Genomic DNA, 23,607 nt, shown 5'->3' on the forward strand with positions numbered 1-23,607 from the left:
AGCCTCCGTGTCCGGACCCCGCGCCGACCAGCCGCTCCGCCGCGTGCACCTGGATGCGCTCGCGTTCGGCGGCGACTACAACCCCGACCAGTGGTCGGAGGAGACCTGGCACGAGGACATCCGCCTGATGCGCGAAGCGGGCGTGAACATGGTGAGCCTCCCGATCTTCAGCTGGCCGCAGCTCGAGCCCGAGCCCGGCGTGTACGACTGGGCGTGGCTCGACCGCATCATCGACCTGCTGTGGGACGCGGGCATCGCGATCGACCTCGCCACCGCGACCGCCACCCCGCCCTCGTGGCTGCTGCGTGCCCACCCGGAGATGGCGCCGTGGGACGCCGACGGACACCGCCTCGAGTTCGGGTCCCGCCAGACCTACTGCCCCTCGTCGCCCATCTGGCGCGAGAACGTCGCCCGCATGGCCCGTGCCATGGCCGAACGCTACGGCGAGCACCCCGGCCTGGCGATGTGGCACATCTCCAACGAATACGGCGACCACACCTCGCGGTGCTGGTGCCCCGAGTCGGCCCGCCACTTCCGGCGCTGGCTGCAGGAGCGCTACGGAGACCTCGACGGCCTCAACGAGGCGTGGGGCGTGAACGTGTGGGGCCAGCGCTACACGTCGTGGGAGCACATCGAGACCCCCAAGCGCGCGCCGGGGCCGGTGAACCCCACCAAGCTGCTCGACTTCGAACGGTTCTCCTCCGACGCGCTGCTGGAGCTGTTCCAGATCGAGATCGACGTGCTGCGCGAGGTCACCCCCGACATCGCCGTGACCACGAACTTCATGAGCATGTTCCGCGACCTCGACTACTGGGACTTCGCCGCGGTGGAAGACGTCGTGACCGACGACGCCTACCCCGACCCCGCCGACCCCACCTCGCACGTGGGTGCGGCCCTCAACTACGGCCTCATGCGGGCGCTCAAGGACGGGCAGCCGTGGCTGCTGCTGGAGTCGTCGGCGAGCGCCACCAGCTGGCGCGACGTGAACGTGCCCAAGGCCCCCGGCAAGATCCGCGTGGAGAGCCTGCAGGCCGTGGCCCACGGCTCCGACGCCGTGATGTTCTTCCAGTGGCGGCAGGCCAAGTACGGCCAGGAGAAGTTCCACTCCTCGATGCTCGGCCACCGCGGCGAGAGGTCGCGCAGCTTCCGCGAGACCAAGGCCCTCGGCCTCGAACTGCAGAAGCTGGAGGCCGTGCGCGGCACCCGGGTGCGCTCCCGCGTCGGCCTCGTCGTCGACTGGGACTCCTGGTGGGGATCGAGCGCCGCGGAGTCGCTCCCCTCGCAGCGGCTGCAGTGGGCGCAGCAGGCCCGCGCCTGGCACCGGGCCCTGTACGCCCTCGGACAGCCCGTCGACGCGGTGCGTGCCGCCGGTCCGTTCGACCGCTACGACGTGGTCGTGGTGCCGAACCTGTACATCGCGGAGCAGGAGCACGCCGACGCACTCGCGGCCTTCGTGGAGCGCGGCGGCCACCTCGTCGTCGGGCCCTTCTCCGGGGTAGTCGACGCGACCGAGAAGGTGCACGACGGCGGTGCGCCCGGCCCACTGCGGACGCTGCTCGGCATCGAGGTGGACGAGCAGTGGCCGCTCGCGGACGGTGAGACGGAGCAGATCGCCTACGCGGGCGAGACCCTGACCGTCCCGAGCTGGAGCGAGTGGATCGAGGCCGACGACGACGTGCAGGTCCGGGGCACGTACGCGAGCGGAGAGCTCGCGGGGCTCCCCGCCGTGACCCGTCGCCCGGTCGGACGCGGCTCCGCCTGGTACGTCAGCGCCATGATCGACCACGACGGCATGCTGCCGCTGTTCCGTGACGTGCTGCGCACCGCGGGTCTTCCGGCGCGCGACCACGTCGACCTCGACGTGGAGGTCGTCACCCGCGCGGACGACACCACCGACTACACCTTCTACCTCAACCACGGACGCGCGCCCGTCGCCGTCGAGCTGCCCGGCCCCGGGGTCGACCTGCTCACCGGCGCCCGGCACAGCGACCGGCTCGACCTCGACCGCTACGGCGTCGCCGTGCTCGCCTCGCCCCGCGCCGACACCATCCCGACCGCCACCCCCATCCCCGTGAAGGAGGACGCATGACCGCCCCGTTCGTGCATCCGTACATCCCCAACACCGCACCCGAGTCGCGCGCCGCGATGCTCGCGGCCGTCGGCGCCGAGACCGTCGACGAGTTCTACGCCGACGTGCCGGAGGCGCTGCGGCTCGGCCGCCCGCTCGACCTGCCGGCGCCGTTCGTCGCCGAGCAGGACCTCGCGCGGCACGTGCGGGGGCTCCTGGCGAAGAACCGCTCCACGCAGGAGCGCCTGAGCTTCCTCGGCGCGGGCACCTACAACCACTACGTGCCCGCGGTCGTGGACGAGGTGATCGGCCGCAGCGAGTTCCTGACCGCCTACGCCGGAGAGCCGTACGAGGACCACGGCCGCTTCCAGGCGCTGTTCCAGTACCAGTCGCTCATGGCGGAGCTGCTGGAGATGGACGTCGTGAACGTGCCGACCTACGACGGCTACCAGGCCACCGCGACCGGGCTCGCCATGGCCGGACGCCTCACGGGACGCCCGCGCGTGCTGGTCGCCAGCGACGTGCTGCCCGCGAAGACCTCGAAGGTGCACGACTACATCCGGGCGCACCTGACCCTCGACCACCTCCCCACCGTGAACGGCACCGCCGACGTGGCCGCCGTCCGCGCGGCCCTCGGCGACGACGTGGCCGCGGTCTGGGTCGAGACGCCCAGCGCCACGGGCGCGGTCGAGGCCGCGCTCCGCGAGATCGCCGACGCCGCGCACGCTGCGGGCGCCGTGCTCGTGGTGGGCACCGACCCCATCGGCTACGGCGTGCTCGCGCCGCCCGCGCTCGCCGGAGCCGACATCGTCACGGGCGACATCCAGTCGCTCGGCCTGCACCAGTGGTTCGGCGGAGCCCACGGCGGCTTCATCGCGGTGCACGACGACCCCCGGTTCGTGATGGAGATGCCGTCGCGCCTGTTCGGTCTCGCCACCACCGACGTGCCAGGAGAGTACGGGTTCGGCGACGTCGCCTACGACCGCACCTCGTTCGCGCACCGCGAGGAGGGGAAGGAGTGGGTCGGCACGGCCGCCGCGCTCTGGGGCATCGCCGCCGGGGTGTACCTGTCGCTGATGGGACCCGCCGGGATGGCCGAGCTGGGGGAGGTGCTGCTCGCCCGCACCCGCTACGCGCAGCAGTCTCTGGCCGCGCTGCCCGGGGTCACGCTCGACGACGACGCCGTGCACCTGCGTGAGTTCACCGTCACGCTGCCCGTGCCGGCCGCCGAGGTCGTGTCCGCCCTCCGCGCCCAGGGCATCGAGCCCGGCGTGGTCGTGGACGAGCACCGCCTTCTCGTCTGCGTGACCGAGCTCACGTCCCAGTCCGACATCGACCGTCTCGCGTCCGCGCTCGCCGCGGTCGTCGCCCCCGAGCTCGCAGAGGAGCAGAACCGATGAGCCTCCCCGTCGCCCCCAAGCCGGCACTCCGCCGCTTCCAGCAGGCCCGATGGGACGAGCCGATCGTCTTCGAGCTCTCCACCCCGGGCGAGCGCGGCGTGCTCCTCTCGGCCGTGGAGCCCGAGGTGCGCAGCGCCGTGGGCGACGTGGTCGCCGACCTGCCGCCCGCCCTGCGCCGCCCCGCCGCTCCCGCGCTGCCCGAGATGGGGCAGATGCGCGTGCTCAAGCACTACCTGCGCCTGTCGCAGGAGAACCTCGGCGCCGACTTCAACGTCGACATCGGTCAGGGCACCTGCACCATGAAGTACGCGCCCAAGATCAACGACCAGCTCGCCGGCACCCCGCAGCTGACCGCGATGCACCCGCACCAGGACCCGGCCGACGCGCAGGGCGTGCTGGAGATCGTGTGGCGGCTGGAGCGGATGCTCGCCGAGATCTCCGGCATGGACGAGGTCTCGCTGCACACGCAGGGCGGCTCCGCGGCGATCTGGTCGAACATCTCGATGATCCGCGCCTACCACGAGGCGAACGGCGAGGCGGAGCAGCGCCGGGAGGTCATCACCACGATCTTCAGCCACCCCTCGAACGCGGCAGCCGCGAAGGCCGCGGGCTACGAGGTCATCACGGTGTATCCCGACGCCGACGGCTACCCGTCGCTCGACGCGCTCACGGCGGCGCTGTCCCCGCGCACGGCGGCCATCATGGTCACGAACCCCGAGGACACGGGCATCTACAACCCCGCGATCCGCGAGTGGGTCGACGCCGCGCACGCCGTGGGCGCCCTCGCCTCGTACGACCAGGCGAACGCGAACGGCATCCTCGGCATCACCCGGGCCCGCGACGCCGGGTTCGACGTGTGCCACTTCAACCTGCACAAGACGTTCGGCACCCCGCACGGCTGCGGCGGCCCCGGCTCGGGCGCCAACGCCGTGAGCGCGGCCCTCGCCCCGTTCCTCCCGGGCCCCCGCGTGGTGCGCGAGGATGACGGGACGTTCGCGGTCGCCGAGGCGGGCGAGCGGTCCATCGGCGCGGTCGGGCCGTTCTTCGGCGTGATCCCCGCGCTCGTGAAGGCCTACTCGTGGATCATGGCGCTCGGCGCGGACGGGCTGCTCGCCGCCGCCGAGACCGCGGTGCTCAACAACAACTACCTGATGGCGAAGGTGCTCGCGATCCCCGGGGCCTCGGCGCCGTACGCGACCGGCCGTCGCCGCATCGAGCAGGTGCGGTACTCGTGGGAGGAGTTGTACCAGGAGACCGGTGTGTCGTCGGAGGAGATCGGCGTGCGCATGACCGACTTCGGCATGCACTACTGGACGAGCCACCACCCCTACGTGGTGCCGCAGCCGTTCACGCTCGAGCCCACCGAGTCGTACTCCATGAGCGAGCTCGACGAGTACGCCGCGACGCTGGCCGAGGTCGCGCGCGAGGCCAGGGAGAACCCCGAGGTCGTGCGCACCGCCCCGCACAACCAGACCGTGCACCACACGCACCACGACGACCTCGACGACCCGGAGCGCTGGGCCGTCACGTGGCGCGCGTACCGCCGCAAGTACTTCGCCGCGGAGGCCGCCGCGTCGTGATCGGTCTCGTCGTCAACCCCGTCGCCGGCGTCGGCGGACCCGCGGGTCTCGCGGGCTCCGACGGCCCGGAGGTGCAGCGCCTCGCCGTCGAGCGCGGAGCGCGCTCGCGTGTGCAGGAGCGCGCGGCCTCGGCGTTGACGACCCTGGCCGCGCGGCACCCGGGGCTCGAGGTGGCCACGGCCGCAGGAGTCCTGGGTGCCGACGCGGTGCGCGCCGCCGGGCTCCGGCCCCGCGTGCTCTCCACCCCCGCGGAGGCTGTCCGGACCGAGGCCGCCGACACGTCCCGGGCGGTCGCGGCCCTCGCGGCGGACGGGGTCGAGCTGATCCTCGTCGTCGGGGGTGACGGCACATTGCGCGATGCGGTCGCGGCGCTCGACCTCGCTGCGGCGCTCACAACTCCGGAGAAAACTGACGGTCGCGCGACCGTGGCTCCCGCTCCCGGCCGGACCTCGACCGAACTCCGCAGTCGCGCGGGCACCCCGGCCGTGCTCGGGGTGCCCGCGGGCGTGAAGATGTACTCGCCCGTGTTCGCGGTGAGCCCGCGCGCGGCCGGAGCCCTCGCGGCCGACTGGATCGACCACGGAGGGCTCCCGACGGCGGAGCGCGAGGTGCTCGACATCGACGAGGCCGCGATGCGCCGGGCCAGGGTCGAGCCGACGCTGTACGGACTCGTGCGGGTGCCCGTGCACGCCGGTCGCACGCAGGCGCGCAAGGCCCCGACCCCCGCGACCGAGGCCGCCGCCGTCGAGGCCGCAGCGCGCGGCGCGGTCGCCCGGATGCAGCCCGGCGTGCGCTACCTGCTCGGCCCCGGCGGCACCACGGCCGAGATCGCGCGGCAGCTCGGCCTCGACGGCACGCCCCTCGGGGTCGACGTCGTGCTCGACGGGCGGCTCCTCGTCCGCGGCGCGAGCGAACGGCAGCTGCGGGACGAACTCGCGCTCGGCGCCGCGCAGGCCGTGGTGACCGTGATCGGCGGACAAGGGTTCCTGCTCGGCCGAGGCAACCAGCAGCTCTCCGCGGCCGTGCTCCGTGCGCTCGGCGACGACCCCCTGCTGGTCGTCGCGCCCGAGCAGAAGCTCGTCGACCTGCACGGCCGGCCCCTGCTCGTCGATACGGGCGATCCCGTGCTCGACGCCCGGCTCGCCGGGCACATCCGCGTCGTCACCGGCGTCGGCACGAGCAGTCTCTACCCTGTGACCGCACCCGAACTCTCCCCCGTCTGACCCCCGAAAGGACCCCCATGCGACTCCAGAACAAGAAGGCCATCGTCACCGGCGGCGCGGGCGGCATCGGCCGTGCCACCTGCCTCGCGCTCGCGGCGGAGGGTGCCGCCGTCGCCGTGGTCGACCTGAACGCCGAGGCGGCCGAGGCCGTGGCCGCCGAGATCCGCGATGCCGGTGGCACGGCGGTCGCGGTCGCCGCCGACGTGTCCCGCGAGCCCGACATCGAGCGGGTCGTCGCGACCGCCGTGCAGGAGTTCGGCGGGGTCGACGTGGTGTTCAACAACGCCGGCATCATCCGCCGCCAGACCGCGGTCGAGATCGAGGTCGACGAGTGGGACCTTGTGTTCGGCGTGAACGTGCGCGCCATCTTCCTCATGTGCAAGCACGTCGTGCCGATCATGGAGGCCGCGGGCGGTGGCTCGATCGTCAACACCGGTTCGGGCTGGGGTCTGAAGGGCGGCGGCCGCGCCCTGTCGTACTGCGCGTCCAAGGGCGCCGTGGTGAACATGACCCGTGCGCTCGCGATCGACCACGGGCCCGCCGGCATCCGCGTGAACTCGGTCAACCCGGGCGACGTGAACACGGGCATGCTGCGGGACGAGGCGCGCCAGCTCGCGCAGGACGCGGACTCCTTCCTGGCCGAGGCCGCCGACCGCCCGCTGCGCCGCATGGGCGAGCCAGAGGAGGTCGCGCAGGCCGTGGTGTGGCTCGCGAGCGACGACTCCTCCTACGTCACGGGCGCAGCCCTCGTGGTCGACGGCGGCGGCATCGCCTGAGCGCCGGGACGGCGTCGGAGGCGCGGGGTCGGCACCCAGGCGACTCGCGTAAAATCGGCACAATGACCGATGCCCCCGACGCCACCCCCGACCTGGGCCCCGGCATCGACCCCGACGACCTCGCCACGACGCTGCGGGTGCTCCGCGAGCTGCACACGATCGACAACGAGCACCCCGACTTCATCGCCGTGCGCCAGGCGACCGCCGCGATGTTCAAAGACGTCAAGCGCGTGCGCCGCAAGCAGATCCGCGATGCGATCGCCGAGGCCGACAAGGCCGTGGTCGCCCGCACCGCCACGGGCGCTCCCGACCGCATCGACGACGAGACCCGCGGCAACGACCTCGCGTCGAGCGTGGTCGACGCCCCGATCGCGGGGGAGCTGCTCAAGCCGCGCAACTGCTACATCTGCAAGCAGCCGTACACGCTGGTCGACGCGTTCTACCACCAGCTGTGCCCGGACTGCGCGCGCTTCAGCCACGGCAAGCGCAACGCCCGCACCGACCTCACCGGCAAGCGCGCCCTGCTCACGGGCGGTCGCGCCAAGATCGGCATGCATATCGCGCTGCGGCTGCTGCGCGACGGGGCGCACACGACCATCACGACCCGGTTCCCGCGCGATGCCGTGCGCCGCTTCTCGGCCCTGCCCGACGCGAGCGACTGGCTGCACCGCCTGCGCGTGGTCGGCATCGACCTGCGCGACCCCGCCCAGGTGATCGGGCTCGCCGACTCGGTCGCCGCTCAGGGCCCGCTCGACATCCTCATCAACAACGCCGCGCAGACCGTGCGCCGCTCACCGGGCGCGTACTCGCTGCTCGCCGACGCGGAGCTGCAGCCCCTGCCCGACGGGCCGCTGCCGGAGATGGAGACCTTCGGCCACACCGCCGATCCGCATCCGCAGGCGCTGCAGGCATCGGTGGATGCGCACCCGCTGCTGTCGGTCGCGGCGCTCGGCGGCACGGTCGCGGAGCAGGGCGGGCAGGCGCTCACGGCCGAAGACCTCGCCCGGCTCGCGATGGCCCCCGGCTCGTCGTCGCTGGAGAAGCACGCGGACGGCACGGCGATCGACGCGGGCGGGCTCGTGCCCGACGTGAACCGCGTCAACAGCTGGGTGCAGTCGGTCGACCAGGTCGATCCGCTCGAGATGCTGGAGGTGCAGCTCGCCAACACGACGGCGCCGTTCCTGCTGATCAGCCGTCTGCGCGCCTCGATGGCCGCGTCATCCGCGCACCGGAAGTACGTGGTGAACGTGTCGGCGATGGAGGGGCAGTTCTCCCGCCGCTACAAGGGACCGGGCCATCCGCACACGAACATGGCGAAGGCCGCGCTGAACATGCTCACCCGCACCAGCGCGGGGGAGATGCTCGAGAAGGACGGCATCCTCATGACCGCCGTCGACACCGGCTGGATCACCGACGAGCGTCCGCATTACACGAAGGTCCGGCTGGCCGAAGAGGGCTTCCACGCGCCGCTCGACCTGGTCGACGGCGCCGCCCGCGTGTACGACCCGATCGTGCGCGGCGAGGCGGGCGAGGACATCCACGGCGTCTTCCTGAAGGACTACGAGCCCAGCCCCTGGTGACCCTCCGGACGGCTCAGGCCCAGATGTCGGAGAGGGCGACGGGGGCGCTCGAGACCGGGCCGTACCCGGTGACGCTGGCGACCGCGCGGAGCTGCGTGTACGCGCCGATCACGGACCGCGGGAGCGTGCTGGCGTAGTAGCCGGACGAGTTCGTCGACTGTCCCGTGTAGATCGTCTCCCAGCCGGAGGCTCCGTCGCCCTGGAAGTCGAACGTCTGCGTCAGATCGGCGGTGCCGGGGCGGGAGAGGGTGACCGTGCCCCAGGCGTAGCTCGGGTCGAGGGCGAAGGCGCTGAGCGTCAGCTCCGGGGTGCCGAGCGAGGCGGCTGCGGCGGGAGCAGCGGCAGAGAACGCGATGACCGGTGCGACCCACGCCGCGTGGACGATCGTGCGGCGGGAGAGAGCACCGCGTTCGCGCGGCTTTTCGGGCATCATGGCGAAACACTATCGTGCAGACGCGGTGCAGCGAGATCGCCGCGGCCCGGCGGTCAGCGCGGGTACGGGAGGGGGAACCACACCGTCACGACGAGGCCGCCCTCCGCGCGCGGCGTCAGCACCAGGGTGCCGCCGTGCGTCTCGGTGATGCGCTGCACGATCGCCAGCCCGAGCCCCGCACCGGCGTGGTCGTCGCGAGTACGCTCGGACCCGCGCTGGAACGGCTCCACCAGCGTCGCGATCCGGTGCTCCGACAGGCGCTCGCCCGTGTTCTCCACGACGAGCGCGACGGCCTGCGGCATCATGTGCGTGCGCACGGCCACCGCCCCGCCGCTGGGCAGGTTGTGCACGATCGCGTTGAGCACCAGGTTCGTGACGAGCTGGGGCAGCAGGGCGGACGACCCGAGCATCGGCGCGGCGGCCCCACCCACCTCGACCGCGACCCCGCGGCGGTCGGCCAGGGGCAGCAGCGCCTCCACCGCCTCCTCGGCCAGCAGCGACAGGTCGACCAGCTGCCGCGGGAACGTGCGCTGCTCCGCACGGCTGAGCAGCAGCAGCGCCTCGGTCAGCGCGATCGCGCGCGTGTTCACCTCGCGCAGGCGGGCGATCAGCTCCTCCGCGTCGCGGTCGGGGTCGTCGCGGGCGACCTCGAGCAGCGTCTGCGAGATCGCGAGGGGCGTGCGCAGTTCGTGCGAGGCGTTCGCCGCGAACCGCTGCTGCTCGGCCACGTGCGCCTCGAGCTGCTCGAGCATGCCGTCGAACACGTCGGCGAGGTCGCGGAACTCGTCGCGCGGCCCCTCCAGGCGCACCCGATGCGACAGCGACCCCTGGGCGGCGAGGCGGGCGGCGTCGCTGATGCGTTCGAGGGGCGCCAGCATGCGTCCGGCGAGCAGCCAGCCGCCGCCGAGCCCGATCGCGAGCAGGGCGACCATGACCGCGATCGCCACCGGCACGAACGCGCGGATGAGGTCGGAGCGGTTGGGCACGCGGATGTCGGCGATGATCTGCACGTCGGGGATGTACCGCAGCAGGTACAGCGCGACGGCCGCGAGCAGCAGCACCCCGGACACCACGACGATCCCGGCGTAGCTGAGGGTCAGCTTCAGCCGGGCGCTCATCCCCCGGCGCCTAGGCATCAGCGTCCGCCTCGATCCGGTACCCCACGCCGGGAACGGTGCGGATGATGCCGGGCTCGCCCAGACGCTTGCGCAGCGACGACACCGTGATGCGCACGGCGTTCGTGAACGGGTCCGCGTTCTCGTCCCACGCGCGCTCCAGCAGCTCCTCGGCGCTGACCACGCCGCCCTGTGCGTCGACGAGCACCTCGAGCACCGCGAACTGCTTGCGGGTGAGGGCCACGTACCGGTCGTCGCGGTACACCTCGCGGCGGAACGGGTCGAGCCGGAGGCCAGCGACCTCGAGCACGGGCGGCCGGGAGCGCTGGCGGCGCCGGTCGAGGGCCCGCAGGCGCAGCACCAGCTCCCGCAGCTCGAACGGCTTGGTGAGGTAGTCGTCCGCGCCGATCTCGAATCCGGTGGCCTTGTCGTCGAGCCGGTCGGCGGCGGTGAGCATGAGGATCGGGATGCCGCTGCCGGACGCGACGATCCACCGCGCGATGTCGTCGCCGGAGGGGCCGGGCACGTCGCGGTCGAGCACGGCGATGTCGTACGAGTTGATGCTCAACAGTTCCAGAGCGGTGTCGCCGTCGCCCGCGATGTCGGCCGCGATGGCCTCCAGGCGCAGCCCGTCGCGGACGGCCTCGGCGAGGTAGGGCTCGTCCTCGACGATCAGCACACGCATGGCTGTGATCCTACGCACCGCGGTATATCGCGAACGTATGCAAAAGCGCATACGCCCTCGCAACCGCGCGCTTCCTTCACTGGAACCATGAACACCCGCACGAACCCCCGACCACCGCGGTCGCGTCGCCGTCGTCTCGGTGCGGCGCTGCTGGCGCTGGCCCTCGTCGTCCTCGGCGCGCTCGCGGTGCAGCAGTCGCTGGCCGCCGCCTCCGCCGACGCCGGACGGACCGTCCCGTCTCCGGCGCCGACCCCGTTCCCCGATCTGTCTTCCGGCGGCGCGGGGACCGACCACGGCGATGCGGACGGCACGATCGCCGACGGTGACCAGCCGACCGTGTTCGACGTGGAGCGGCCGAGCGTCGGCAACCTCGACCCCGACCTGCTCGCCGCCCTGCAGCGGGCCGCGAGCGATGCCGAGGTCGACGGCGTCGGGTTCCGCGTGAACAGCGGCTGGCGTTCCGCCGAGCTGCAGGAGCGGATGCTGCAGGACGCGATCGCCGAGTACGGCTCGGAGGCGGAGGCGCGCCGCTGGGTCGCGACGCCGCAGACCTCCGCGCACGTGTCCGGTGACGCGGTCGACCTGGGGCCACTGCCCGCGCTCGACTGGCTGGCGCAGCGCGGCTGGCGCTACGGCCTGTGCCAGACCTATGCGAACGAGTCCTGGCACTACGAGCTGCGCCCCGACGCTGCGGCGGACGGCTGCCCGCAGATGTATGCCGATCCCACCGAAGACCCGAGGATGCGCTCGTGACGCGGGTGACGGCCCGGGGCCTGCGCGACTCCGCCGTCGCCCCTGCTTCCGCGCCCGCGTCTGTCGCGCCCGCGTCCGTCGCATCCGCGTCTGTCGCGTCCGCGTCTGTCGCGCCCGCGTCTGTCGCGCCCGCGTCCGTCGCGCCCGCGTCTGTCGCGTCCGCGTCTGTCGCAGTCGCGCCGGCCGTTCCTGCGCTCGCCCATCCCGCGCCCGTCCGCCCTGCGCCTGCCCGGCCCAGGCGCGATGCCGCGCCCGTCTCCGTCCCCTCCGGTGTCCGTTCCACGCCGCCGTCCCGCCTCTCGCGCCCGCGGTTGTGTACGCTCCCGGAGGCCGTGGCGCAGAACGTGTCGCGCGTGCGGCAGTCGACGTCCGCGCAGATCATGGCCGTGGTCAAGGCCGACGGCTACGGGCACGGGGCGGTCGCGGTCGCCGAGGCTGCCGTCGCCGCGGGTGCGACGTGGCTCGGGGTGACCGACGTCGCCGAGGGCCGTGCGCTGCGAGCGGCCGGCCTGGCCGTCCCGATCCTGTCGTGGCTGAACCCGGGCGGGATCGACGCGGTCGCGGCCGCGCTCGACCGGATCGACGTGGCGGTGGGCTCCGTCGACGAGCTGCGGGCGCTGATCGCGGACGCGGTCGCCCCGGTGCGGGTGCACCTGCACCTCGACACCGGGATGGCGCGAGGGGGCTGCCCGCTCGCCGACTGGCCGGAGCTGCTGCGGCTGGCCAGGGCGGCGCGCGGCCGCGTCGAGGTGGTCGGGGTGATGGGGCATCTGCCGCGCGCGGATGAGGCCGATCCGGCCGCCAACGCCGCGGCGGTGCTGCGGATGCGGCACGGCCGCGACGCGGTGCTCCGCGCCGGCTTCGGTCCGGTGCTCGTGCACCTCGCCGCGACCTCCGGCGCGCTGACCGATCCGGCGACGCACTTCGACCTGGTGCGCGTGGGGGCCGGGCTCGTCGGCATCGATCCATCGCTCACCACCGTGCTGACCGGCGCGGCGCGGTTCACCGCCGCGGTGGTGCACAGCGCGTTCGTGCCGGCGGGCACCGCGGTCGGGTACGGCGGCGCGCACGTGACGGATCGGGCGACCCACCTCGCGGTCGTGGGCGTCGGATACGCCGACGGCATCCCGCGCGAGCTCGCGCCCGGTGCTGGCGTGGAGCTCGACGGCGGCAGGCACCCCGTCGTCGGGCGGGTGTCGATGGACCAGATCGTGATCGACACGGGAGCGACCGCGGTGCCGCGCGGGGCCGTCGCGACCGTGTTCGGACCGGAGGGCGGCGCGGTGCCGTCGGTGCAGGACTGGGCGAGGTGGGCGGGCACCATCCCGCACACCATCGTCACCGGCATCGGCCCGCGCGTGGAGAGGGGGATCGCATGACGACCAGGGTGCTGGTGATCGGCGGGGGGCAGAACTCCGAGCACGACGTGTCGCTGGCGTCGGCGGCCGCGGTCGCCGCAGCGCTGCGACTCGGCGACCACGAGGTGGTGTGCGCGACCATCGGCCGCGACGGCGTGTGGCGGTCCGACGCGCTGCCCACGGCCGGCAGCGCGGCGGAGTCGCTGCAGCAGGCGCTCGGGCTCCTGGCCACGGTCGACGTCGTGTTCCCCGCCGTGCACGGGGTGCTCGGGGAGGACGGTGCGCTCGCGGCCCTGTGCGCACTCGCCGGGGTGCGCGTGGTCGGCTCCGGGCTGCGGGCGGGCGCGATCGGCATGGACAAGTGGACCACGAAGCTCGTGGCCCAGGCGGTCGGCATCGGCACCGCGCGGGGGCGACTGGTGGCGGCGGCCGACCTCGGCGACGCGGAGTTCGACGAGCCCGTGGTGGTGAAACCCGTCTCGGCCGGGTCGAGCCACGGTGTGAGCCTGGTGTCGGCGGAGGGCGAGCTGCTGGGGGCACTGCGGGAGGCCGCGCGCTTCGACCGGCGGATCCTCGTCGAGGAAGTCGTGCGCGGCCGGGAGGTGGACGTGGCCGTGATCCGCGAGAGAGGCGGCGTGCGGTGGGCGGCCCCGCCCCTGGAGATCCATGCGCCCGGACTGTTCGACACCGCGACCAAGTACGACGGCTCCGCCCGCTTCACGGTTCCCGCGCAGCTGGATCCCGCGCAGACGAGCGCCCTGCAGCGGGCGGCGGTGGCCGTGTTCGACGCCCTCGGCTGCGACGGCGTGGCCCGCATGGACTTCTTCCTCACGGAGCGGGGGCCCGTGCTGAACGAGGTCAACACCATGCCGGGCATGACCGCGGCGTCACAGGTGCCGCGCATGTTCGCCGCCGCGGGCGTGCCCTACGTCGATCTCGTGACGCGACTGGTGCGGGCTGCGTCGTGAAGGGGGTCAGCGGATGACGGGTTCCGTCGCCGAGAGCAGTCCGAGCTCGGATCGGCGCGGGAGCCCCTCCCAGTCGCCGGGGCTGAGGCAGGCGAACGCTCCGGCGGCGTTCGCAGTCGCCAGGCGCTCGGCCGGCTCTCGCCCCGCCGCGAGTTCGGCGAGGTAGCCGCCGACGAACGCGTCACCTGCGCCGACGGTGTCGACCGGCTCGATGGCTATGCCCGGTGCCGTATGCCGCTCGCCGTCGATCACGGCCAGGCATCCCTCAGCGCCGAGCTTCACCACCGCCTGCTGGGGCCCGAGGTCCGCGAGCCGCCGCGCCAGCTGCTCCGGCTCCGCGTCCTGGTCGAGCACGAGTTGTGCCTCGTCGGCGCCCGCGAAGACGATGTCGACCTCGGGCAGCAGCCGTCGGTACACCGCGCGTGCCGTGGCGGCGTCCCAGAGGGCGGCGCGATGGTTCACGTCGAACGACACGGTCACCCCATGGGCGCGGGCGTCGGCGATCGTGCCGACCACGGCGTCGAGGGCGGTCGTCGACAGCGCGGCTGTGATTCCGGTCACGTGCAAGATCCGTGCAGCGCGCAGCACCTCCTGGGGCACGTCCGTCCGACCGAGCCGGGAGCCCGCGCTGCCCGCGCGGGCATAGGTCACCTGAGCCAGCACCGGAGTGCGGGCGATCCGCACCATGTGAGCCGTGGGGGCTGCGGCGTCGACGACGGTGTGTACGCGGACGCCCTCTGCCCGCAGTTCCCGGAGGATGAGCTCGCCGAAGGCATCGTCACCGACGCGCCCGCACCACGCCGCCGTGCCGCCCAGCCGTGTCACGGCGATGGCGACGTTGCTCTCGGCTCCGCCCACGCTCAGCGTGAAGTCGGTGTTGTGGGCCAGCGGCCCGACGCCCGTGGAGCGGAACAGCACGAGGGTCTCACCCAGCGTGACGACGCCGACCGCAGGCACCGTGGCGCCCAGCTCCGGGCCGCTCACCGGGCGAGCCAGCCGCCGTCGACGGGCAGCACGACACCGTGCACATAGGCCGCCGCATCGGAGGCGAGGAACACGACCGCGCCCGCGAGGTCGTCCGGGTTGCCCCAGCGCCCGGCCGGGATCCGTTCCAGGATCTGGGTCCGACGGACGCCGTCGTCGAGCAGCGCCTCGTTCATGTCGGTCGCGATGTAGCCCGGCGCGACCGCGTTGACGTTGACGCCGCGGGCCGCCCACTCGTTGCACAGCGCCTTGGTGAGCTGCGCCACGGCACCCTTCGACGCGGCGTAGGCGGCCACGCGCAGCCCGCCCTGGAAGCTCAGCAGCGAGGCCATGTTCACCACCCGCCCGGAACCCCGCTCCAGCATGACCGCGCCGAAGCGCTGTGCGAGCCGGAAGGCGGCGCGGGTGTTCACGGCGAGCACCGCCTCGAACTCGTCCAGCGGGAAGGCCTCGGCGGCGTGCCGCGCCTGGATGCCCGCGTTGTTGACGAGCACGTCGACCGTTCCCCGTGCCAGCACCTCGTCGCAGGCGCGATCGATCGAGTCGACGGAGGCAAGGTCCACCGCGACCGCCGACAGGGAGACGCTGCACTCCCTCGCGACGTCCTCGAGGTGCGCGGCATGGGCGCCGCGCTGCATCGTGATGACATCGGCACCGGCACGCAGCAGTCCTTCCGCCACCGCGGCACCGATCCCGCGCGATGCTCCAGTGACGACCGCCGTACGTCCGTCGAGCCGGAACGGCGCGGCGCTCATCGCTGGGCCTCCGCCGCCGCCACGGTGTCTAGAGCGACGAGGACCTTGAGGGCGGCGCCCGCCGAGGTGGCCTCCGCGAACGCCTGCGTGGTCTCGGCCAGGTCATACACCGAGACCGGCAGACGCTCCAGACCGAGGGCGTCGCTCTCCACGAGGCCCACGGCATCGCGGAAGTCCGCGGTCGTGTACACCCGCACCCCGACGAGCGTCTGCTCGGTGAAGGTCACCGCCTGCAGGTCGAGCTCGACCGGTTTCTTGTAGACGCCGACCAGCACGATCGTGCCCCGCACCGCGGCCGCACGCGGCAACTGCCGGGCGACCGAGGGGTGGGCGGCGGAGTCGAAGACGATGCGCGCGCCGCCGGGGATGGCCGCCCGGATAGCCTCCGCTGCATCGTCCGTCGCGGGCAGCGTCTCGAAACCGAGCGTCTCGGCCAGGGCGCGTCGGTCATCGCCCGGCTCGACGACCAGGATTCGTCGGGCGCCATAGTGCTGCGCGACGAGCGCGGTGAGGATGCCGATCGGACCGGCTCCGAACACCGCGACCGTCTCTCCTCCGGTCAGCCGCGACCGCCGGACCGCGTGCACCGCGACGGCGAGCGGCTCGATGAGCGCCGCGGTCCGCACCGGCACCGCGTCGTCGACCGGGAAAAGCCGGTCGTGCGGGAAGGCGGCGAACTCCGCGAGCCCGCCGGGCTCGTCGATCCCGTACAGGCCGAGCCGTTCACAGACGTGCGCGAGGCCGTCGCGGCAGGGGGTGCACGTGCCGCAGCTGAGGAGCGGAAGCACCGCCACCCGACGCCCGTGCAGCTCGGGGTCGTCACCGCTCACGACCCGACCGGTGACCTCGTGTCCCGGGATCAGGGGGGCCGCGGCGCGCGGATGAGTGCCGTGCAGGATCGAGAAGTCGGTGCCGCACAGGCCGGTCAGCTCGACGTGCACCAGCGACTCGCCCGCGCGGAGAGCGGGGCGCGGGGCGTCGGCGATGCGGACGAGATCCGGGCCCTCCCAGATCGCGGCTCTCATGGAGTTTCCGTTCACTTGCTCACCTCCGGGTTCAGCAGGTCGCGCGGTGCGCGTCCGGCGCAGAACTCCACCACGTTCTCGATCGTCCGCCTCTTCAGTTCGGCCTCGGACTCCTCGCTGTACCAGGCGGTGTGCGGCGTGACCACGACGGACGGCAGTTGCAGCAGCGCGCTGGTGGGCGGGAGCGGCTCTTCCTCGAAGACGTCCAGCGCGGCCGACTTGATGCGGCCGTCGCCGAGGGCTCGCACGAGCGCTGCCGTGTCGACCACCCCGCCGCGGCAGGTGTTCACCAGCATCGCTCCCGGCTTCATTCGCTGCAGCGCGTCGTCGTCGATGAGGTGACGGGTGCGTTCGTCGAGCGGCACGTGCAGCGACACGACATCGGCTGTCGCGAGCAGCTCGTCGAGCCCGACGAGCGTCACCCCTCCGCCCGATGCCTCGGTGCGGGGGTCGTGGCCGACGACGGCGAAGCCGAGAGCGGCGGCCTTGCGCGCGGTGGCGGCACCGATGCGGCCGACTCCCACCACGCCGAAGGTCAGGGCCGAGATGCGGTGCAGGGGCTTCACACCGCTGAGGGCGTAGGTGCCGGCGCGGGTCCGGCGGTCCAGCTCGGTCACCCCCCGCACGAGGGACAGGGCGAGCGCGATCGCGTGATCCGACACGTCCTCGGTCCCGTAGTCGGGCACATTGCACACCGCGACACCGCGCGCTGTCGCCGCCACCACGTCGACCGTGTCGACACCGACCCCGTACCGACCGATCGCTCGCAGCTGCGGGAGCGCGTCGAGGACGCGCGCCGTGATGGGGGCGTACTGCACGAGGATCGCGTCCGCACCGGCTGCTGCGGCGATCACCTCGTCTTCCGTGCGGCACTGGAACAGCTCCAGCGCGATCCCGTGCGCGGCGGCGACGGCGGTCTCCTCCGCGATCGCATCGTGGTCGCAATCCGTGATGACGATCCGCATGCGTCGTCCTCTCCTTCGTGGCGATGACACCGTCCGCTCCCGTGCGGCGAACCGGATGGTTGGCAACAGTAGCCGATCTGTGTATGGTTAGGAAATCGGTTTTCTAGCGGGGTCCGCAGGACTCCTCGATTCGGAGCACTCATCAATGGCGAAGATCACGAACGTTCGTACCGACCTGTACCGGGTGCCGCTGGCGACCGCTCTGTCGGACAGCACGCACGGCGACATGCTCGACTTCGAGCTCATCGTCGTGCGGATCACCGATGCCGATGGCGCTACCGGAATGGGGTACACCTACACGGTCAACGCGGGAGGCGACGCCGTCGCGCGGATGATCGACCCCTACCTCGGCGACATCCTCCGCGGTGAGGACGCCGATCTGATCGAGGCGCTGTGGCAGAAGATGTGGTGGCACCTGCACTACGCGGGTCGCGGCGGGCACGTCACCTCGGCGATCTCCGCGGTCGACATCGCGCTGTGGGATCTGAAGGCCCGCCGGATGGGCCAGCCCCTCTGGCGCGTCTTCGGCGGCTTCGACCCGCGCGTGCCCGTCTATGCCGGTGGCATCGACCTGCAGTTCAGTACCGAGCAGCTGCTCGCCCAGGCCGACAGGTTCCGTGCCCAGGGCTTCCGTGCGATCAAGATGAAGGTCGGTCGTCCCGACCTGCGCGAGGACGTCGCACGTGTCGCCGCGATGCGCGAGCACCTCGGCGACTGCTTCCCGCTCATGGTCGACGCGAACATGCGCTGGTCGGCGGATCAGGCCATCGCGGCCGCCCGTGAGCTGCGCGCCTTCGACCTGGTGTGGCTGGAGGAGCCGGTGATCCCCGACGACCTGCGCGGCCAGGCTCGAGTGCTGGCCACTGGAGGTCTGCCCATCGCCGCCGGGGAGAACCTGCACACCCTGTACGAGTTCCGCGCCGCGATCGAGGCCGAGGCCGTCACGTACCCCGAGCCCGACGTGAGCAACTGCGGAGGCATGACCGTGTTCCGCAAGATCGCGGCGCTCGCCGAGGCGCACAACCTGCCGGTGACCAGCCACGGGGTGCACGACCTCACCGTGCACTGCCTCGCCGCGGCACCGAATCGCACCTACATGGAGGCGCACGGCTTCAGCCTCGAGCCGTACCTCGCAGAGACCATGCCGATCGTCGACGGCGTCGTGACCGCGCCGGATCGGCCGGGTCACGGCCTCGACCTCGACTTCGACCGGCTTGCATCGCTGCGAGCCTGACCCTCGGCCGCCGCCACAGCAGACGGCTGTCCATCAGAAATCAAAGGAGATGTCATGAGATCCACGCGCATCATCACGGCGGCCGCCCTGGCTGCCGGAATGCTCATCGCGGTCAGCGGCTGCGCGAAGCCGCTCGACGACGGCGGCGGTGCGGCGGCGAACGGCAAGGGTACCGAGCAGGTCGTCGAGAGCAGCTCGGAAGCCACCTGCGTCAACCCGAAGCCATCCGACAAGAAGCTGTCGGAGCTGAAGATCGGCTTCTCGCAGTCGGAGAACGAGCAGAACCCGTTCCGAGCGACCGAGACCGCGTCGGTGCGGCAGTCCGTCGAAGACGCCGGGTCGGAATTCGTCTACACGAACGCCAACAGCGACCAGGCCAAGCAGCTCAGCGACATCCAGTCGATGATCAACCAGGGCGTGGACGCACTGATCGTGGCGCCCATCAGCGCCACGGGCCTGCAGAGCGCGTTCGAGGCAGCCAAGGCCAAGGGCATTCCGGTCATCACGATCGACCGCGAAACCGCGGGCCAGCCCTGCACCGACTTCATTTCATTCATGGGCTCCGACTTCGAGAAGCAGGGGCAGCGCGCGGGTGAGGCGATGATCGACGCCCTGGGCGGCAAGGGCGTGGTCGCCGAGATCCAGGGCGCCCCGGGGAGCGACGTGGCGACGTTGCGCACCAAGGGGTTCGCCGCAGCGACCAAGGACGCCTCCGGAATCGACGTGGTCGCCCAGCAGACCGGCAACTGGGCGACCAGTGAGGCGCAGGAGGTCCTGGCGCAGCTGTTGTCGTCCAACCCCGACATCAACGCGGTCTATACGCACAGCGACACCATGGCGCTGGGCGCTCTGACGGCCATCTCGCAGGCCGGACTCACGCCGGGCGCCGACGTCACCGTGGTGTCGATCGACGGCACGAAGGACGCGGTGAAGCACGTCGCCTCGGGCGACATCGCCGCGATCGTCGAGACGAACCCCCGGTTCGGACCCGCCGCGCTGGACCTGCTGAAGGACTGGTTCGCCGGAGACCCGGTGTCGCAGAAGATCATCATGAAGGACGAGCTCTACACGAAGAAGAATGCCCAAGACGCGCTCGACTCCGGACGAGCGTACTGAGCCCCGCCATGACACTGCGCGAGAGGACGGGCGCATGACATCGCCCGAGACGAACGTGATCCTCGAAGCCCGCGACATCACGAAGAGCTTCAACGGCGTCCGCGCGCTCAAGGGAGCGTCGCTGACGCTCCGGGCCGGCGAGGTGCACGGGCTCAACGGCGAGAACGGCGCCGGAAAGTCCACGCTCATCAAGATCATCACCGGGTTCTACCAGCAGGACGGCGGCGAGGTTCTGCTCGACGGTCGTCCCGTACGGTTCCAACGACCCAAGGACTCCCAGGCTGCGGGCATCAGCACCGTCTATCAGGAGGTGAACCTGATCCCGGAGCGCACGGTGGCGGAGAACATCCTCCTCGGTCGCGAGCCGCGGCGGGCGGGGTTCCTGCGCAAGCGGGCTGCCGTCGCCGAGGCTCAGGCGATCCTCGACCGGTTCGGTCTGGGGATCTCGGCCAGGGCGACGCTGTCGTCGCTGTCGTTGGGGATGCAGCAGATGGTCGCGATCGTACGCGCGGTGGCCTTCGAGGCGAGGGCGGTGATCCTCGACGAACCCACGTCGGCGCTCAACGGCACCGAGATCGACATCCTGTTCGGCGTCGTCCGGCAGCTGCGGGACGAGGGGCTGGCGATCATGCTCGTCAGCCACCGCATGTCCGAGTTGTATGAGCTGTGCGACCGCTTCACGGTGCTCCGCGACGGGCGCTTCGTCCTCGAGAGCACCCCGGCGCAGCTGCCTCCGGCCGAGCTCGTGGCCGCCATGCTCGGGGGCATCGCCCTCAACGACACCCAGCGCGACCCGGCGCAGCACCGGGAGCGAATGGCCGCGCTCGACGACGGGGACACCGTGCTCGACGTCGAGGGGCTCACGTGGGGCAATCGCCTCCACGACGTGTCGTTCGCCGTGCGCCGTGGCGAGATCGTCGGACTGCTCGGTCTGCTGGGGTCCGGGCGGACGGAGATCTGCAAAGCCGTGTACGGGGCGATCCGCCCGGACGGGGGCACGATCCGACTCGAGGGGACAGCGCTCACGCGGTCCTCTCCTGCCCGCTCCTTGCGAGCCGGGATCGCCTACCTCTCAGAGGATCGGCGCCACGAGGGCATCTTCCCCGGACTGAGTGTGCGCGAGAACCTGACCGCGGCGGTCCTCGGCCGACTGTCGACTTTCGGTGTGGTGCGACCACGGGAGCAGAGCGCCCTGGTGTCCCGGTTCGCCGACGAGCTGCGACTCAAGGCCGCGGGTGTGGAGCAGCCGATCTCCGAGCTGTCCGGCGGCAACCAGCAGAAGGTGCTGCTGGCGCGGTGGATCGCCACCGAGCCCAAGGTCGTGCTGCTCGACGACCCCACCCGCGGGATCGATGTCGGCGCGAAGGCCGAGGTGCACCGGGTGGTGCGTTCCCTGGCCGAACGGGGTATCGGTGTGCTGGTCACCTCCAGTGAGACGGAGGAGCTGCTCGCCCTGTGCGACCGGCTCGTCGTGCTGAGCGAGGGAGCGGTGGTGGGCGAGCTCGATCCGCTCGCCGTCGATCCGGCCGATGTCGTCGGTCTGCTCTCGGCCGCCTCTGCCGGCTCTCTGACGACGACGGGAGGGAACCCGTGAGCGTTACGACCACGACCACGTCGGTGGTGATCCCCGAGCGCACACCCCGGGAGAAGCTCGCGCACTTCGCGCGCACCTCGACCGTCTACATCGCGCTGGTGGTGCTCATCGTCTACAACCTGGTGGCCACCTCCGGCTTCGCGACCGTCGCCACCCTGCAGAACGTGCTGTTCGCCGTCGCTCCGATCGTGCTGATCGCGGTCGGCCAGACACTCGCTATCGGAACCGGGGGGATCGACCTGTCGGTCGGGTCGGTGATGTCGCTGTCGTCCGCGATGATCGCGCTGTATCTCGGGTACGGCGAGGTGGTGGCGCTGCTGACGGGAGTTCTGGTCGCAGCGGCTCTGGGTGTGCTCAACGGCACCATGATCGCCTACCTGCGCATCAACCCGCTCATCACCAGCCTCGGGCTGCTGGTCGCCGTCCGCGGCCTCGCTCAAGCCCTCTCGGGTGGGGCGCGCAGCCCGCTGCCCGGCGACGGCCTGTTCGAGTGGCTGGGCAATGCCGTGCTGTTCGGCATCCCTGCCGTCGCACTGATCGCGGTCGTCGTGGCGGCGGCGATGTGGCTGCTGGTCAAGAAGACGACGTTCGGACGGTACGCGCTCTTCGCGGGCTCGAACCGCGCGGCCGCCCACCTCACGGGTACGCCGCGCAACCGCACGCTCATCGCGATCTACGCCCTCAGCGCCGGTCTCGCCGGTCTCGCCGGCGCTTTCGTGTCGGCGCGCATCGGGGCGTCCGATCCCAGCTTCATCGGCATCCATCTGGAGCTGACCGCGATCGCCGCCGTGGTGATCGGCGGCACGCCGCTCGTCGGCGGTCGCATCAACATCGGGGGCACGGTCGCCGCAGCGGTCTTCCTCCAGGTGCTCGACACCACGTTCATCATGAACAACCTCGATTTCGCGTACGCGCAGGTACTGAAGGCGGTCCTCATCGTGGTCGCCCTCTTCCTGCAGCGTGCTGGGAAGGACGCACGATGACGGCCCTGGCGCAGGATCCCTCGCGACGGACGAGCGCGTCGTCGCACGGCCCGGGGCGATGGGCATCCGGCATGCAGCGCTACGGGATCGTGGGCGTGCTGGTCGCGGTCGGCATCGTGGCGACGTTCGTGTCACCGTCGTTCGGCACGATCGACAACGCCGCAAACATCGTCACCGCTGCCTGCTTCATCGGGCTGATCACCATCGGGCAGAGCTTCGTGCTCATCACCGGCGGGATCGACCTCTCGGTGGGTTCGATGATCGGCCTCGGCACGGTGCTCGCCGCGCTGGCGGCACCGGCCGGGTGGGTGGCGGCTCTGCTCGCGCCCATCGTCGCCGGAACCGTGCTGGGCCTCGTCAACGGCATCCTCGTCGGCAAGGCCCGCATGGCGCCCTTCATCATCACCCTCTCGGCACTGTTGGCGGTGAACGGCATCGCGGTGGCCCTCGCGAATTCGAGCATCGTGATCGATTCCGGCGTCTTCACGTCGATCGCCAACGGCAGCACCCTGGGCCTGCCCAACCTCGTCTGGATCCTGCTGCTGGCGTTCGTGGTCGCTGCCGTGGTTCTCAACCGCACCCCGTTCGGGTCGCGGATGTTCGCCCTGGGTGGCAACGAGGAAGCTGCGCGGATGATGGGCGTCAACGTGACGCGCGTGAAGGTGCAGGTGTACACGATCAGCGGTGCACTGGCCGGGCTCGCTGGCGCGCTGCTGGCCTCGCGGCTCTCGTCCGGCGTCGCCAGCTTGGGGTCGACGTACGAGCTGAAGTCCATCGCCGCGGCGGTGATCGGCGGAGTGCTGCTCACCGGCGGGGTCGGAACCATGCTGGGCGCGCTCTCGGGCGTGCTCCTCATCGCGATGATCGACAACCTCATCAACCAGCTCGGTTCGCTCAACGCCTATGTGCAGGACCTGTTCACCGGCGTGTTCCTCGTCCTGGCGATGATCGTGCAGACGCTCCTCAGCCGGCGACGAGAACACTGACCACCACCACTCCTTCGAGAAAGGGA

Annotated in this window: 21 protein-coding genes; 14 read left to right on the forward strand and 7 right to left on the reverse strand. The window is 71.8% G+C overall.

Annotated features, from left to right (window positions below):
* The first annotated feature begins 7 nt into the window (after positions 1-7).
* The 6 genes from ACWGQ1_RS01250 (at position 8) to ACWGQ1_RS01275 (ending at position 8,627) form a co-directional block, all read left to right on the forward strand.
* Entirely contained in the window at positions 8-2,089 is a 2,082-nt protein-coding gene (locus tag ACWGQ1_RS01250; RefSeq protein WP_452312205.1) for a beta-galactosidase, read from the forward strand.
* A complete protein-coding gene (gcvPA, locus tag ACWGQ1_RS01255) occupies positions 2,086-3,468 on the forward strand; it encodes an aminomethyl-transferring glycine dehydrogenase subunit GcvPA (protein WP_452312206.1) in 1,383 nt (460 codons plus the stop codon). The genes ACWGQ1_RS01250 and gcvPA overlap by 4 nt, the downstream gene beginning before the upstream one ends.
* Positions 3,465-5,048, forward strand: coding sequence for an aminomethyl-transferring glycine dehydrogenase subunit GcvPB (gcvPB, locus tag ACWGQ1_RS01260; protein WP_452312207.1), 1,584 nt, complete (start codon positions 3,465-3,467; stop codon positions 5,046-5,048). Before gcvPA ends, gcvPB begins: the two co-directional genes overlap by 4 nt.
* Entirely contained in the window at positions 5,045-6,271 is a 1,227-nt protein-coding gene (locus tag ACWGQ1_RS01265) for an ATP-NAD kinase family protein (RefSeq protein WP_378803233.1), read from the forward strand. Before gcvPB ends, ACWGQ1_RS01265 begins: the two co-directional genes overlap by 4 nt.
* Positions 6,272-6,288: 17 nt before the next feature.
* Entirely contained in the window at positions 6,289-7,047 is a 759-nt protein-coding gene (locus ACWGQ1_RS01270) for an SDR family NAD(P)-dependent oxidoreductase (protein WP_136033934.1), read from the forward strand.
* 62 nt (positions 7,048-7,109) lie between these two features.
* Entirely contained in the window at positions 7,110-8,627 is a 1,518-nt protein-coding gene (locus tag ACWGQ1_RS01275; protein WP_136033936.1) for an SDR family NAD(P)-dependent oxidoreductase, read from the forward strand.
* 13 nt (positions 8,628-8,640) lie between these two features.
* Here ACWGQ1_RS01275 and ACWGQ1_RS01280 read toward each other — a convergent pair whose 3' ends face one another.
* The 3 genes from ACWGQ1_RS01280 to ACWGQ1_RS01290 are packed head-to-tail and all read right to left on the reverse strand — an operon-like array spanning position 8,641 to position 10,860.
* Complete coding sequence (locus tag ACWGQ1_RS01280) at positions 8,641-9,060, reverse strand: hypothetical protein (RefSeq protein WP_452312208.1); 420 nt, start codon at positions 9,058-9,060, stop codon at positions 8,641-8,643.
* A 53-nt stretch (positions 9,061-9,113) separates the two neighbouring features.
* The gene (locus ACWGQ1_RS01285; RefSeq protein WP_136033940.1) at positions 9,114-10,178 is read right to left on the reverse strand and encodes a sensor histidine kinase; all 1,065 of its coding nucleotides are present in this window, start codon (positions 10,176-10,178) and stop codon (positions 9,114-9,116) included.
* Positions 10,179-10,188: 10 nt separating this feature from the next.
* Positions 10,189-10,860 carry a response regulator transcription factor gene (locus tag ACWGQ1_RS01290; RefSeq protein ID WP_136033943.1) on the reverse strand — a complete coding sequence of 224 codons (672 nt, stop codon included), beginning with the start codon at positions 10,858-10,860 and terminating at the stop codon, positions 10,189-10,191.
* Between the two features lie 87 nt (positions 10,861-10,947).
* On the opposite strand from ACWGQ1_RS01290, the gene ACWGQ1_RS01295 reads away from it, so the two are divergent.
* The 3 genes from ACWGQ1_RS01295 to ACWGQ1_RS01305 all read left to right on the forward strand — a co-directional run bounded on the left by ACWGQ1_RS01295 (position 10,948) and on the right by ACWGQ1_RS01305 (position 13,939).
* The gene (locus tag ACWGQ1_RS01295; RefSeq protein WP_136045217.1) at positions 10,948-11,613 is read left to right on the forward strand and encodes a M15 family metallopeptidase; all 666 of its coding nucleotides are present in this window, start codon (positions 10,948-10,950) and stop codon (positions 11,611-11,613) included.
* A gap of 332 nt (positions 11,614-11,945) precedes the next feature.
* On the forward strand, positions 11,946-12,992 hold the full coding sequence (gene alr / locus ACWGQ1_RS01300; RefSeq protein WP_247638188.1) for an alanine racemase: 1,047 nt from the start codon (positions 11,946-11,948) through the stop codon (positions 12,990-12,992).
* Positions 12,989-13,939, forward strand: a complete 951-nt coding sequence (locus ACWGQ1_RS01305) for a D-alanine--D-alanine ligase (protein WP_452312209.1) — start codon at positions 12,989-12,991, stop codon at positions 13,937-13,939. Before alr ends, ACWGQ1_RS01305 begins: the two co-directional genes overlap by 4 nt.
* Positions 13,940-13,945: 6 nt before the next feature.
* Here ACWGQ1_RS01305 and ACWGQ1_RS01310 read toward each other — a convergent pair whose 3' ends face one another.
* From ACWGQ1_RS01310 to ACWGQ1_RS01325, 4 genes are read right to left on the reverse strand one after another with little or no spacing between them, the layout of a single operon-like run.
* On the reverse strand, positions 13,946-14,923 hold the full coding sequence (locus tag ACWGQ1_RS01310; protein WP_240745392.1) for a sugar kinase: 978 nt from the start codon (positions 14,921-14,923) through the stop codon (positions 13,946-13,948).
* Positions 14,920-15,678: an SDR family oxidoreductase gene (locus tag ACWGQ1_RS01315; protein WP_136036691.1), complete on the reverse strand. Its 759-nt coding sequence runs from the start codon at positions 15,676-15,678 to the stop codon at positions 14,920-14,922. The genes ACWGQ1_RS01310 and ACWGQ1_RS01315 overlap by 4 nt, the downstream gene beginning before the upstream one ends.
* The gene (locus ACWGQ1_RS01320) at positions 15,675-16,703 is read right to left on the reverse strand and encodes a zinc-dependent alcohol dehydrogenase (protein WP_136036690.1); all 1,029 of its coding nucleotides are present in this window, start codon (positions 16,701-16,703) and stop codon (positions 15,675-15,677) included. The genes ACWGQ1_RS01315 and ACWGQ1_RS01320 overlap by 4 nt, the downstream gene beginning before the upstream one ends.
* 11 nt (positions 16,704-16,714) lie before the next feature.
* Positions 16,715-17,668: a C-terminal binding protein gene (locus ACWGQ1_RS01325; protein WP_136036689.1), complete on the reverse strand. Its 954-nt coding sequence runs from the start codon at positions 17,666-17,668 to the stop codon at positions 16,715-16,717.
* A gap of 145 nt (positions 17,669-17,813) precedes the next feature.
* Between ACWGQ1_RS01325 and ACWGQ1_RS01330 the strand changes: the two genes are divergently transcribed.
* From ACWGQ1_RS01330 to ACWGQ1_RS01350, 5 genes are read left to right on the forward strand one after another with little or no spacing between them, the layout of a single operon-like run.
* The gene (locus ACWGQ1_RS01330; protein ID WP_452312210.1) at positions 17,814-18,902 is read left to right on the forward strand and encodes an enolase C-terminal domain-like protein; all 1,089 of its coding nucleotides are present in this window, start codon (positions 17,814-17,816) and stop codon (positions 18,900-18,902) included.
* A gap of 54 nt (positions 18,903-18,956) precedes the next feature.
* Positions 18,957-20,018, forward strand: coding sequence for an ABC transporter substrate-binding protein (locus ACWGQ1_RS01335; protein WP_205814384.1), 1,062 nt, complete (start codon positions 18,957-18,959; stop codon positions 20,016-20,018).
* 34 nt (positions 20,019-20,052) lie between these two features.
* Positions 20,053-21,612: a sugar ABC transporter ATP-binding protein gene (locus ACWGQ1_RS01340; RefSeq protein ID WP_136036687.1), complete on the forward strand. Its 1,560-nt coding sequence runs from the start codon at positions 20,053-20,055 to the stop codon at positions 21,610-21,612.
* Positions 21,609-22,595, forward strand: coding sequence for an ABC transporter permease (locus ACWGQ1_RS01345; RefSeq protein WP_168443130.1), 987 nt, complete (start codon positions 21,609-21,611; stop codon positions 22,593-22,595). Before ACWGQ1_RS01340 ends, ACWGQ1_RS01345 begins: the two co-directional genes overlap by 4 nt.
* Positions 22,592-23,581, forward strand: coding sequence for an ABC transporter permease (locus ACWGQ1_RS01350; RefSeq protein ID WP_136032665.1), 990 nt, complete (start codon positions 22,592-22,594; stop codon positions 23,579-23,581). Before ACWGQ1_RS01345 ends, ACWGQ1_RS01350 begins: the two co-directional genes overlap by 4 nt.
* Positions 23,582-23,607 lie beyond the last annotated feature (26 nt).

This window comes from Microbacterium sp. NPDC055599 (assembly GCF_053618975.1).